The organism is Chryseobacterium jejuense (genome assembly GCF_900100075.1).
Classification (GTDB): domain Bacteria; phylum Bacteroidota; class Bacteroidia; order Flavobacteriales; family Weeksellaceae; genus Chryseobacterium; species Chryseobacterium jejuense.
Genome location: NZ_FNEG01000002.1, coordinates 378,984 through 392,235, shown reverse-complemented (window position 1 = coordinate 392,235; position 13,252 = coordinate 378,984). Strand labels below are relative to the sequence as shown.

Genomic DNA, 13,252 nt, shown 5'->3' with positions numbered 1-13,252 from the left:
TGCGGGCAAAAAATATTTTTACAACTCCTTTAACAATCCGGAAAAAGATTCATCTAAAACCATATAAAAAAAGAACAGAACCCTGTTATAACTCCACGTTTGAGGGTTTTATTTAAATTACCTACCTTTAGAAAAAATAAAATTTTAAATGAGAAAATCGGCTGCAATCATTTTTGCGTTTATCATTTCACAATTCCAGGCTCAGCAAGGAGCTTATTATCAGCAGGCTGCGAAGTACAAGATGGATATCGATGTAAATGCTGAAAAATTTACCTATCAGGGAAAACAGACCTTAGAATACACCAATAACTCACCAGATGAGCTTAATGTGGTATATTTCCACCTGTATTGGAATGCTTTTAAGCCCAATTCTATGATGGATCAGAGGGTGTCTTCCCAGGGGAAAAATGGTGACGGAAGGTTGCAGAAAAGCGGTATCTCAACACTATCTTCTATTCCAAAAGATCAGGAAGGGGCTCAGAATATTCACTGGATCAAACAAAATGGTAAGGACTTGAAATTTGAAGTTCAGGAAACCATTATGAAAGTATATCTGGCAGAACCTATCAAACCAAATTCCACAACAACCTTTACCATGGATTGGGATGCGGTGATTCCTCAGCAGATCAGAAGAAGTGGAAGAAACAACAGAGAAGGAGTGGATATGACGATGACTCAATGGTATCCTAAAATTGCCGAGTATGATTATGATGGCTGGGCAACTTTTGATTATCTGGGAAGAGAATTTCATGCGCCATTCTCTGATTTTGATGTAACGATTAAAATCAACAAAGATTATGTAGTAGGAGCCGGAGGAATTCTTGAAAATCCAACAGATGTAAAAGGATACGATACTGCAGCTAAGATCAAAGCAGAAAAAGATAAAAAAGCAACCTGGAAATGGACTGCGAAAAACATTCTTGATTTTGCATGGAGTGCAGACAGAGATTATTCTGTAGAAAGCTTCAATGTTCCGGAAGGTCCAAAAGTATATTTAGTCTATCAGAAAAATGATAAAACTAAAGTGTGGGGCGAGGCTCAGCCTTATATTACCAAATATTTCCAGATTATGAATTCTCATTTCGGGAAGTATGTGTACCCAACTTATGCTTTTATTCAAGGAGGTGATGGTGGAATGGAGTACGGAATGTGTACCATGATTCTTGGAGAAGCTAAAAGTATTAAAGACTTAATGGGCTTAATGGCTCACGAAGGTTCTCACTCTTGGTATCAGCAGATGCTTGCTACTAATGAATCTGTACGTCCATGGATGGATGAAGGCTTTACGAGCTATGCGGAAGGGTACACGATGTACCAATTGTTTCCTGAACAATTACCTAATCCTTTTATGGAAAGACTGGAGGCCTATAGAAACTTTGTTAAAAAAGGAATTGAAGAGCCTGCTGTTTGGTTAGGAGATCACCATGATAACGGAACATCTTATACTTATGCTTCTTATGTGAAAGGAGAGTTGTATTTAGTACAGTTAGGATATATTATGGGTGAACAGAATCTTACAGAAACTTTAAAACAATACTATGACCAATGGAGCATGAAACATCCTTCAGACAGGGATTTCCTTCATATTGCTCAAAAGGTTTCAGGGATGGATTTGAAATGGTTCCACAATTATTGGATCAATACAACCAAAACAATCGATTATGGAATTAAGGATGTAAAGTACGATGCTAAATCTACCACGGTAACCCTTGTTAATAACGGTCAGGTTCCAATGCCAATTGATTTCAGTGTAATGACTACAGATAAGAAAGTAGTTACGTATCAGATTCCATTGAATATGACGCACACGTGGAAGGAAAAAGATGCTTACGGTGAATTCAAAACAATGCCATACTGGCCTTGGACTCAGAAAGAATATACAATCACCATTCCTTATACAAAATCTCAATTGTCTGTACTGGGAATTGATTTCAGCCAAAGAATTGCAGATGTGAATATGGCAGATAACTTTGTAGAAGTAAAATAAAAAGATAAAATAGAGATAAAAGGAGTATTTGTAAATACTCCTTTTATTTTTTTATAAATTTGGAACTCAAATTTTTTCAAATCATAGCCTGTTTAAATATAAATGAATTCAATTGTAATTAACGTAGGGAACAGTAATATCAGATTCGGCCTTTTTAATGGTGATAATTGTGATATTTCATGGGTAATCAATACAAAACCTTACAGAACGGCAGACGAGCTTTATGTACAGATGCTGATGCTTTATCAGACTTATAAAGTTGAACCAAAAGAAATAGACAAAGTAATTATTGGATCGGTAGTACCTCAGCTTACCAAAGTAATGAGTTCAGGGATCAAGAAGATCCATGGAGTTACTCCGGTGATTGTTGATCGTTCAACGCCGTCAGGTGTGCAGGCAAAGTCAAAGCAGATGGGAACGGATATTTATGCCAATCTGGTAGCTGCTCATAACCTGTATCCAAACAGAAAAAAGATTGTTATTGATTTCGGAACGGCTCTTACAGCAAGCTGTGTAGCTGAAACGGGTGAAACACTGGGCGTAATTATTGCTCCGGGGATTGTAACATCTTTAAATTCTTTAATCAACCAAACGGCTCAACTTCCTGATATTGAATTGAAGAAACCTAAATCAGTGCTGGGATTAGATACAGTAACTTGTATGCAAAGCGGAATGGTATACGGCTTCCTGGGAATGGTAGAAGGGTTCATTAACCGAATTAATGATGAGGTGAATGATGACTGCTTCGTTGTGGCTACAGGTGGTGTTTCCCATGTATATAAGCCATTAACCGATAAAATTCATGTAATGGATAGGCTGCATACTTTGAAAGGGCTTTATTTTCTTGGAAAAGATTTATAAATATAATCCAGAACTTTTGAACTAAGCTTTGACTTAGTCTCCAATATAACCATGAACAAAATGAAAGAATTAAAAGAGTTTCCAAGAATAGACACCGAAAGATTGATTCTCTCCCAATTGGAAGAGAAAGATATTCCTTTTATTGTGGAGTTTCTTCAACATAGGATATTTTCGGATCTTACTTCCAATATTCCTTATCCTTATACGGAAGATGATGCTAAATTCTGGCTCAAAATGTCCAAGGATGCCTTTGAAAATAAAACAGGATTTACGTTTGGGATCCGAAATAAGGAAGAAGAGCTTATTGGAGCTATCGGACTTCATGACAGAGAAGACGATAAAGCTGAATTAGGCTATTGGATAGGAATTCCTAACTGGAACAAAGGATACGTTACAGAAGCAGCTAAAGCTATTGTCAATTTTGGTTTTGAAGAATTGGAACTGAATAAGATTTATGCCACACATCTCATTCATAATCCAGCTTCGGGGAAAATCATGGAAAAAATAGGAATGGAAAAGGAAGCGTTGTTGAAACAGCATGTAAAACATGATAATGAATATTTTGACCTTGTGATGTATTCTATTTTTAAAGACTGATACAAGGCACCTTATAAAAACAAAATCAGAGAACACAATGTTCTCTGATTTTTTTATTAGTGTGAAATAGCTTTCTTAAAGGCCTCCTCCGCACGGATCACATTCGATTAAAGGATAGATCCATGTTCCATCCTCCTGCTGAAATGGTTGGTTTCTACATCCAATTTTTCTTACTCCGTTGCTGTCAATATAAAAACACTGATCAGGGCGGATCCCGCCATTAATTTTAGCCGTTTCTTTTCTTGCTAATTTTTTCATGTTGTTTAATTTGATTGTAAATGGAATTAGTTGTAATGGTCTTTACTCATTTTTAAAGATCTCCTGTACATGATTGGCATTCATGTCCTGGAAGTGGGTAAACCCATCCTCCACAACAGTCTGGAATAGGTCCTATCTGGCATCCAAGCTTTCTCTTGCCAGTGTTAGGATCGGTGTAAAAACATTGTCCTGGTGCGATGCCACCATTAATTTTAGCTGTTTCTTTTCTTGTTAACTTTTTCATGTTGTTTAATTTGGTTGTAAATGGAATTAGTTTAATGGTCTTTATTCGTGTTTAAAGCTCTATTACTGGATTACATGATTGGCATGTATGTCCTGGAAGTGGATAAATCCATCCACCACAGCAGTCTGGAATAGGTTCAACCTGGCATCCCAGTGTTCTCTTACCTGTATTGGGATCAATATAAAAACATTGTCCAGGTGCAATACCGCCATTGATTTTAGCTGTTTCTTTTCTTGTTAACTTTTTCATATTGTTTTAATTTGAATGTGCATCAAATATAAATAATTATTGAATTGCTTTCAATTTATTTATTCAATATTTAGGGATAAATCAAAGATTACCTTTTGTTTTTGAAAAAGTCTTTAACAATTATGGAGCACTCATTTTCCATAATACCTGTAATCACCTCTGTTTTTGGGTGTAGCGAAAGGTGTTTATTGATGAAGCCTCTCTGTTCATCCCGGGCACCAATAACTACTCTGGAAATCTGGGACCAGGAAAGAGCTCCTGAGCACATAACACATGGCTCCATCGTCACATAGAGTGTACAGTCTTTTAAATACTTGCCTCCTAGGAAATTCGCTGCTGAAGTTATAGCCTGCATTTCTGCGTGGGCTGTTACGTCATTTAATGTTTCAGTGAGGTTATGGGCTCTTGCAATAATGCGGTTGTTGGCAACTACCACACACCCGATAGGCACTTCATCCTGTTCTAAAGCTGCCTCTGCTTCCTGCAGGGCCATTTTCATATAATATTCGTCTGTAAACATCTAATCTGTCATCGTTAAAGTTAAAGGAATCCTGAAACGGAATCTTGCCGGATCACCTTTGACCACAGCGGGAGAGAACTTTTCAGAAATAGAGTAGAGGGCAATTTCAGCTTGTCTGTTGAAAGTGAAATTGTCTCCCTGGGCATGAACATTGCTGATGCTTCCATCTTTTTCAACAATAAAAACAACATCTGTTTTTACTGTTTTGGAGTTAGAATTTACACCATCTACATACAAAAGATCTGCAACCTCCTGTCTTAGGGTATTGATACCTCCGGGATAGTCTGCCATCTTTTCTACATTTGCAGATTTATCACTAAAATCCTGAGAGGTTCCTATTGTTGTTTTTAAAGTCTGAAGGTCTTCAATATTCCTTACTCTCAAGAGGGCTCCAATTAAGGCAGTATTTTCAATACTGTCCATCTTTTTCATGAAAAAAAGAAAATCTCCTTTAATGACATTCTTTTTAAGAGCATTGGATTCAGCATCAAATTTTTTCTTGAATTCATTATTCAGCATACCTCTGTGCTGGTTGTAATAATTTTTTACCAACCGAAATTCTTCTTTCTGCTGAGATAAGCAAAATGAAGAAATAAAACAAAAGATACAAATGAATAAAGTTCTCAATAGGTTATATTTATGTAAATATAACCAAAAAATGTGAGATTGATTTACGATTTGTTAACTTTCAAGGTAGCGGTTTAGAGACTCTTGAAGATGGTTTCGGATCTCATCAACTAAACCTTTCGGTTCCAGAACAGTGACCTCTTTTCCATAGGATAAAATCTCCTGCATGAAGTCATAAGTAGGATGGAGGAAAAACTCAAAATAGATTTCTTCCGGTGTTTCTTTCGTTTCTTTTTGGGATTGATGAAGCGGAAAGCTTCTGATATATTCCCCCTGATGACGGCTGCATTTTAATACAATATTCTGTGGTTTTTGTTCTGCCAGATTCATCACTCCGAAAGCATTTTTAAAGTGTTCTCTGAAGTTATATTTATATTTCTCTCTATATTGGTTTTTGGCCACATCCAGATAATTGATTCTGTCTAATCCAAATGATTTTAAAATTTTATCCTTGGTGTCAATTGCGATGAGGTACCATCTGTCTTTAGATTCTTTTAAGGCTAAAGGATGAACCTTTCTGGAGGTCATCAGTTTGTTTTTGTAATTGTAATGTTCAAAGCTTACTACTCTTTTATTACGGATGGCAAAGAACAGATCATAAAAATTTTCAATACCGGTTGGTTTGCGGCTTTCAAAGAAAATAAAATTTGAAAAATCAGGGTGAAGATTCAGGGCATTGCTTACCTGGAATGATTCCAGTAGCTTTTGGTTGTATTCATCCACTTCCATAATCGGGCGGCTTTCGATATAGTATCGGTTGTCTCCTTTCTTCTTATTGTGAATGGAAAGGTTAAAAAGGTCGGAAATCTCACGAATATCTCTCTGCAAGGTACGTATAGAATAACTTTTGATCTCTGCATCCTGGAATTCAAAAGAATTTAAAAGATAGTCCTCCAGCTGAGAATAGGTAGCTGGAGAACTTTCTAATCTTTTAATAATTAAGGCATATCTTGTCAGATAAAAATCTTTCTTCATGGTAAAATTTTGTACCACAAATATATGGGCTTAATGCGACAAAACGTGTCGTGTTTTAATTTTTGTGAGATGATTTAAGAATCGTTTTTTAGTTTGAACTACTAAAAGCTGTTATTACTAAAATCCTCTGCAGAAGAATTCATACAGAGGATTGTATGTTTTATAGAATGAGGAATTTTAAAAATCAGGATCTTCTTCTAAACCATCCATAAATTCTTTAAAAGAATCTGCAAGTAATTCTGCCTCTACATCTCCTTCATCCAAAGCACAAAAATAAACTTTTCCATAGTCTTTTCCACTCTTTAAGTTTAGACAGAAAGGGTTTCCTCCTTCATCATAGGCAAAATTCAAGAAATCTTGAGGAAGAGAATCTTTCAGTGTTTTGTACGATTTTTCCAATGGATATTTACCATATTTAATAGGATAAAAGTGTGCAATTACTTTTTCATCAAAACAGTCTTTCTCTTCTGGAGTTCCTCCATTATACTTTAATATATGTTTTTTATAGCTTTCGGGAAGGGTTAAGCCAATTTCTTGTTCGAAAGTTTCTAACTCTGTATTTGTAATTTTTTTTTCGGTTAAAATAAAATTGTCCATAATTATAAATATTTTTTTAATGGGATAGTCTTTTTTAATTGTCCAGCAGAACCATAATGTGTATAGGTTGCTTCATGCGCTTCTTTAAGGACAAGTTGCATTGTACACACCATATCTTCAGTTAAGTCATCCAAATGGTGCCAGGTATAATCTTTTAAAATAGTTTTTATAACCTTTCCGTCAGTGATTCCCATAAGACGGAATGACTCTTTAAAATCTAATTTACGGCTCCCCATAATTTTAATTTTTATGATACTCTTCTGGTTATATAAATACTGTGGAGTTTTTGAAAAGTCTGGTGATGTTCCTAAGGGACTTTTTGGGACATCATAGCCTTTTAATTTTGCATTATCAGGATTATATTTTTTAGTACTATTCTTCAGTTGTGAATTCACTTCTTCAATAATAGCCTTTCGTTCTTGTGCTGTTTTTTTAGCGAAAGATATAAATTTTTCATAATCTTTTTTAGCTAATCTGAAAAAAGTTTCTCCCGATTCATCAACCAAATCAATGTTCTTTTTCAAGATTTTTTTAGTAAAACGGCCTTCTGCAATTCTGTTGGCAATATTGTCTTTAAAGTAGGCTAATTCATCAAGGTATTTTTCTGCCGCTTCTTTCCCCATTGCTTCAAGCTCACGGGTAAATTTGGCAACACTTTTTTCTTTTCCTGAAAAAATTTCGATTCCTTTATGATAAAGCTTATAAGTGTTATCGGGTAGTGAACCTAATGATCCAAGGCCTCCGCTTCCTATTTTCCTTACATTTATTTTAAATTTTATAAGTGCTTTTGAGGTAATCTCGCTTAAGCCTATTCCCATTAATTCTTTCAGTCTTCCAAAAGCGTCCTTACTTTTGATAAAAAAATCAGCTATTTTTTTCCAGATCTTATTTAGAAAAGCATAAAATTTTTCACCACCATTTATAAGAATTTCACCAATCTCTTGCAAAATTTTTAAGGAATTCTGATATGCCTGTGCTGTTTTTTGAGTGATGATACTTGCTCCTTTGGTAAAACCACGACTAATTTCTTCTGTAAACTTTGCCGTTATTTCTCCAAATTTTCCTGTTTTAGTTAGGTTACCAAGCTGACCAACAGGAATGAAAAAAGTGGCAATTGTACATAATCCATACCCCGAAAAATAAGCAATACGTGTCCAGCTGTATTCGTCAGAATTTTTAGACTTGAGTTCTTTTTTAATTTTTTCATATGTGAGTTGAGCACTTTCAAACAGATTTTTAAAGAAATCATCGTGGGTGATAATGTCCCAAAAGTTATCCAGATATTCTAAAGTAGCCTGAAAGTCTTTTGCAATCTTGAAAGGAGCTTCTAATAATAAACCGAAGAATTTGAAGATCCCTGAAACAAAGTCTACAAGGGCATTCCATTTACCACACTGAAAGGCTATATATTCAGATATTCGATCAAAAATAAAATCAGCTGTCGGGTCTTCAAAACCAGCATAAATCTTTTCTATATTCTCTTTTATGAATATGTTGTATTTGTCTATATAAGTTCTTAATCGAGAAAGAACATATTTTGCCATTTCCTCTATAGCATCAGGTAAAAGATCTGTAACATCCAGACCTTCCTTTTTTTCTAATAAGCTTTCAAGGGAGGTGATGCTTGATTGTGAGATGCTAAGCTTTTCAATGAGATTATCTTTCTGAAAGAAATATTCTTCGTTTTCAGTATCCCAGAATTCATCAGAAATTTTTAAAAAGTCGATACCATTACCAATTTTATTGAGCGCCCATCCTACAAGCTTTGGAAAGGCGGTAACACCAATAGCAGAATATTTTAAATACTTGAAAAAACCTTCCTTAATAGGGGTGTCCTCAATGTATCCTTTCTTCATAAGCTCCTCAACAATCTTTTGATTGACATCTGCATACTTTTGTACTCCTCTCATTACCTGGGCATCAAAAAGGTTACTTTTAAGGTTTCCATCTTTATCAGTAAACTGCTTACGGACTTTTTCAGATATTTTACCATACAGCACCTGCTTGCTTAAGCCGCCATCAGTTTCTAGAAATAAAATGACTTCATCATCATCAGGATTGGTGACTTCATAGCATTCTTTTACTTTAATACCATCAGTGGAAACAAAAAGTAAAAGCTTGAAAGCAAGTATATCTCCTCCATCACCATAAGTACCATTAAAGTTGCTGTCAAAAAAATAGCTTTCACTATTAAAATTAAATCCATTTTTTTCAATGAAAGGCCCAATAAGGTCTGCTATAATATTGGTGTTTCCGTTCTTGGAAATTGGAGAACCTGGAAAATAACTTTTAGCAGTAGAACTACTATTTTTATTATTGATTTTAACAGCTACATCGGGATTTACATTACTCATCCCCCGAACATTTTCACCTATTAGAAAAGGCATCTGGCTGATAGGGGGAACTATAAATTTATTTTTCATCGAAAGCGCCTCTTTTCCAATGTCAAAAACATCTTTATAATCTGTGTTTTTCATTTTTAATAATTTTAAAGATTAATAAAAAAGGCAGAGTAGAACACTCTGCCTCATGAAGTATGATTCAACAGAATTATTGAAGCGCTTTCTTTAAATCAGATAAAGGAAGTGACGCAATGACTTCTTTAGGATTATCATCGGTAGTCAGCTCAAGGAATCCACTGTTTAATTCGATATTATCTACGAATTTCTCTCCTCCTGAATTAAGTTTAGAATCTACAATAGAGAATTCGGTTTCTGTTACAACGTCTGAAGGAACTTCAAATTCATCTGGATTTTCTTTAGTAAACGGAAGGGCTGTAAGGGTTTTTAATCCTGCAGAATCCTCTTGTAAGATGTTTAGAGAAGTAGGCAGAGTAGTGATCCATGGTTTTCCTTGTTTCACTCCTACTGGCTCACGCAATTCATCTACAATACTTAGATACATTGGATCTCCGATTACCGGTACTTCTCCGCCGTTCCAGATTCTTCCTGTAGACATAAAGAATTGTACAGCATCTTCAAATCCTGGTTTTACAGTTACAATTACTCTTGCCATACCTGCTTGTAAGAAACTTCTGAATAACGGATCTGTATTTTGAGAAAGATACATTTCCTGCCATCTTTTCTTATCACCCCAATAGTACGGATAGAAGGTATAATCCATAATATTCCACTCAAATGCCTGCTCCATGAATTTGGCTAATGAAGTATATTGTTCAAGTTCTTCACCGAGAATAACCTCAAAGTTGCTCATTTTATCTCCCACAGTAAATGATTTTCCTAATGGGACAATATAGTTTTGTAACAAGTAAGCAATACAGTTGTGCTTGAGAATCACAGATTCCATAGAACGGTAGAAGTTTCCAAGGCTGTCTTTTTTCTCACTTGCTGCTTCTGAATCGGCTTTTGCTTTATCATCCAGTTCTTTTTGTTTCACAAGGAATTCTGCATAAGCTGCTTCGTAGGCTTTAATAATAGCATCAAAGTTCTCCTTCTTCCATAATTCCACAAATTCATCAGAAAGGGTGCAGTATTTTGTAACTTTAAATGAAACTAGATCAATATAATAGATATGGAATGTAAGAGTGAATTTATTAACAGCATTAGCTGGGAAGCTTCTGTCTCCTTCATGGTCTGTTAAGTCTCCGGTATTATTGATTCGAATCTTTCCTTTCTTACGTTTTTCTTTATAAGAATAGTGAACATTGTAATGGGTACATTTATAATTTTGAGGTACAGACATTTCAATATTTCTCATTTCCCAGTCTGAAGCACCTGAGCTATCATCATGATACTGATCTTCAGTGATATTGGCTTTTGGCATTTCCGTTAGGGTAACTCCATATTGTTCAGCCCAATGCTGAAGCTGTTCTTTTGTTGCAGTCTTGAAATCAGGCATTTTCCATTCATCATTTGCTTTTCTCGGGTCCACCGGAGCTTTAAGCGTATCTGCTTTTATGGAAGGTGTTGCCAGGTTATGTAACCTTGCAGGTTCAGGGATCATGAATTCAAACATGGTGCGTTTACCGTAGTTGTAGATTTGGTTTTTCATTTTTTTATCAACCCATCTGTATACGCCTACTACATGTTTTTCTCCGTTTCTGTTGTCGAAACCATGTGCATTGTTTTCCTCAAATTCTTCGATGATTTTTTCAATTCTTTCTTCGGATACTTTTGTAAGAATTCTTTCAGTAGCTTTTGCTGTAATTTCCTGAGATTTTTCCATCGCTTGTCTTGTACTGGTCTCTTTAGAATTATGAGCGGCAAAGCTTCCTCCTATTTCAAAAGATTTACCCATTCCTCCATATCTGAAGTGTGCTTCAGTGTTGATATCCTGCTGAATAACGTTAGCTACTTCAGACTGCATATCATTTCTTGTGGTAGTTGTCGTATCACTTAGGGTTTCTCTTTCCGTAGATTTTGAAGTAGTTGTCTGAATTTCACTTCTTCTCAGTCTACGTGTTGATTTTTGCTTAAATTCTTTAGCCATTACGTTTTCAATGTGCGTAACTTCTCCCGGAACGTAAGCATGAGTAGATTGCACTACTTTAAGATAATCAGCAATACCTAATCTTTTTACTCCAAAATGTTTAGGGATAAAAGTTCCTGGTTGTGGATTTGTTCCACCGCCTTCTCCAGGATCAGTACCACCTCCGGGATTACCACCTCCAGGGTTTCCACCACCTTCACCATCATCTACCATTGTTTTAAATGTGAATTTTCCAGTGTATTCCTGATTTGGTGCCGTGGCGTGTTCTACTACTGTATGTTCTCCATTTTTAAAGTATAAGTTGATTCTTACTCTGGATACATTTTTCATGTAGTTAAGGGCAGGAGGGAAGACTACTTTCCCATCAACAATATTGGTAGCAGGCACACTTACATTTTGTTGATTATCACCTATAATTTCCATACTGGCAGAGGCTAATGCTAAAGAATCACTATCTGTATTGTAATAGAATGTTACAACATTAAGTGTAGTAAACATTATTTTTTTGAAAACTACTTTTAAGAAGTACGTTCCTGAGATTTCAGTATAGGTGATCTTATTAGCTATCGGTACTAAAACGGTTCCGATTTGGGCATATTCCATTTGCTGAACAGGAGATCTTGCAAATAATTCCTGTGTTTTGGAAGAAGCTTCTTCATCAATCGTTTCAAAAACTTCAAGGAAAGTATCGTATTCTTCGGTAATGTTTACAGGAACTTTATCAATAAGAATTGTTTTATCGGAAACAAATTCGATTTTCGAAAAATCTAATTCTCTCTCCAGAGGTAATCCATTGTTTACTAGCGTGAAATGCTTAATGAACACTTCAAATAACTCAGTAGAAAGCTTCGCGTTAAGATCTTCGAAGTTAAGTTCGTTTTTATAATCAAATTTAAATTGAGCAACAGTTAATCTATCTAAATCAGCATAAAGCGCTTCAATTTGTTCCGGAGATAACCCTCCCTTATCAATCTGTACATTGATCTTTGCAAGCATTGCATTGTAAGCATTAATACCAGCTTGGTTAGCAATTAGATATTGTTTGTAAGCATTGTCATAAGTTTTCGTTCTGATGCTGAAATATAATTTCTGCATTTTTTCAAGTTCTGCTTTTAGCGCTACTAGTTGATTTCTTTCAAGGTTTAGAATGGTTTTATCAACAATTTCTTGCCCCTCTATCTTTAGCTGTTGTTTCACAGTTGCCGGAATAGGAGTTCCATTAATCACTCCGTCTCCAATTTTGGATACGTTAACCTGAAAAGCATTTCCGGATGGAGTTGTAGTGTTTCCTTCTCCCTCATATCCATCTCCTAAAAGCTTCATAGGAAGTACCACTCTTGCTTCAAGCGCTTTTGCTTTCAGATCATTTCCATTGATTTTTATGAGCTCCGGAGTTACAGGAAGATCTGCAACATATCCAAAGTGTAATGCTCTTAGAATATGGACAAGTGCTTCTTTGGTATAAAAGTTATCTTGAGTAACCGTCTGATAGATTAGATTATCCCAGATTTCGCCCATCTTGCTTTGGATGGAACCACTATTATAAAGGTTTTTAGCCGTCATTTCGTCTACAGAGGACAGTGCTTCTTTCTTAGCAATCTTTCTTCCGATTTTTAAGGCTTCTGATAATGCACCTGCTTCAATTTCCACTTCCGTTTTATAGCCTGCAGGATTAAATGTTTTTACGGCTGCTTCAAGTGCTTTGAATTTTAGCAAGGCAGGATCGCTAGGATTTACCGCTACATCAAATGCTCCTGTAAGCCCTGAAGGTCTGTGAATGAATCCCAGGTTTTGTTTTTTAGTCTCAGTAAGTTGAGGATTTCTTAAACTCACAAATCTGAAAAGAGTTTGTGGAGTATTATTTTGTGTATTTTCTGTTGCCATTTTT

At 35.6% G+C, this 13,252-nt stretch carries 12 protein-coding genes; 3 read left to right on the top strand and 9 right to left on the bottom strand.

What is annotated here, in order from left to right:
- The first annotated feature begins 148 nt into the window (after nt 1-148).
- From BLS98_RS07325 to BLS98_RS07315, 3 genes are all read left to right on the top strand, one after another.
- Entirely contained in the window at nt 149-1,987 is a 1,839-nt protein-coding gene (locus BLS98_RS07325) for a M1 family metallopeptidase (RefSeq protein ID WP_089735071.1), read from the top strand.
- Between the two features lie 102 nt (nt 1,988-2,089).
- Nucleotides 2,090-2,848, top strand: a complete 759-nt coding sequence (locus BLS98_RS07320; RefSeq protein ID WP_089735069.1) for a type III pantothenate kinase — start codon at nt 2,090-2,092, stop codon at nt 2,846-2,848.
- Between the two features lie 60 nt (nt 2,849-2,908).
- Nucleotides 2,909-3,445 (top strand): GNAT family N-acetyltransferase, encoded by a 537-nt coding sequence (locus BLS98_RS07315; RefSeq protein WP_089735712.1) that lies wholly within the window; start codon nt 2,909-2,911, stop codon nt 3,443-3,445.
- Between the two features lie 75 nt (nt 3,446-3,520).
- Here the strand turns inward: BLS98_RS07315 and BLS98_RS07310 are convergent, their stop codons facing one another.
- The 9 genes from BLS98_RS07310 to BLS98_RS07270 form a co-directional block, all read right to left on the bottom strand.
- Nucleotides 3,521-3,703, bottom strand: a complete 183-nt coding sequence (locus BLS98_RS07310; protein ID WP_089735066.1) for a hypothetical protein — start codon at nt 3,701-3,703, stop codon at nt 3,521-3,523.
- Between the two features lie 52 nt (nt 3,704-3,755).
- Nucleotides 3,756-3,947, bottom strand: coding sequence for a hypothetical protein (locus BLS98_RS07305; RefSeq protein WP_089735064.1), 192 nt, complete (start codon nt 3,945-3,947; stop codon nt 3,756-3,758).
- 51 nt (nt 3,948-3,998) lie between these two features.
- Nucleotides 3,999-4,196 carry a hypothetical protein gene (locus BLS98_RS07300; protein WP_089735062.1) on the bottom strand — a complete coding sequence of 66 codons (198 nt, stop codon included), beginning with the start codon at nt 4,194-4,196 and terminating at the stop codon, nt 3,999-4,001.
- 88 nt (nt 4,197-4,284) lie between these two features.
- On the bottom strand, nt 4,285-4,716 hold the full coding sequence (locus BLS98_RS07295) for a nucleoside deaminase (protein ID WP_089735060.1): 432 nt from the start codon (nt 4,714-4,716) through the stop codon (nt 4,285-4,287).
- Nucleotides 4,717-5,268, bottom strand: a complete 552-nt coding sequence (locus BLS98_RS07290; protein WP_228436011.1) for a hypothetical protein — start codon at nt 5,266-5,268, stop codon at nt 4,717-4,719.
- A 129-nt stretch (nt 5,269-5,397) separates the two neighbouring features.
- Nucleotides 5,398-6,318, bottom strand: coding sequence for a helix-turn-helix transcriptional regulator (locus BLS98_RS07285; protein ID WP_089735058.1), 921 nt, complete (start codon nt 6,316-6,318; stop codon nt 5,398-5,400).
- Between the two features lie 177 nt (nt 6,319-6,495).
- Nucleotides 6,496-6,915 carry an SMI1/KNR4 family protein gene (locus BLS98_RS07280; protein ID WP_089735056.1) on the bottom strand — a complete coding sequence of 140 codons (420 nt, stop codon included), beginning with the start codon at nt 6,913-6,915 and terminating at the stop codon, nt 6,496-6,498.
- Nucleotides 6,916-6,917: 2 nt separating this feature from the next.
- Nucleotides 6,918-9,392 carry an HNH endonuclease signature motif containing protein gene (locus BLS98_RS07275; protein WP_089735054.1) on the bottom strand — a complete coding sequence of 825 codons (2,475 nt, stop codon included), beginning with the start codon at nt 9,390-9,392 and terminating at the stop codon, nt 6,918-6,920.
- Nucleotides 9,393-9,465: 73 nt separating this feature from the next.
- Nucleotides 9,466-13,248: a hypothetical protein gene (locus BLS98_RS07270; RefSeq protein ID WP_089735051.1), complete on the bottom strand. Its 3,783-nt coding sequence runs from the start codon at nt 13,246-13,248 to the stop codon at nt 9,466-9,468.
- Nucleotides 13,249-13,252: the final 4 nt, after the last annotated feature.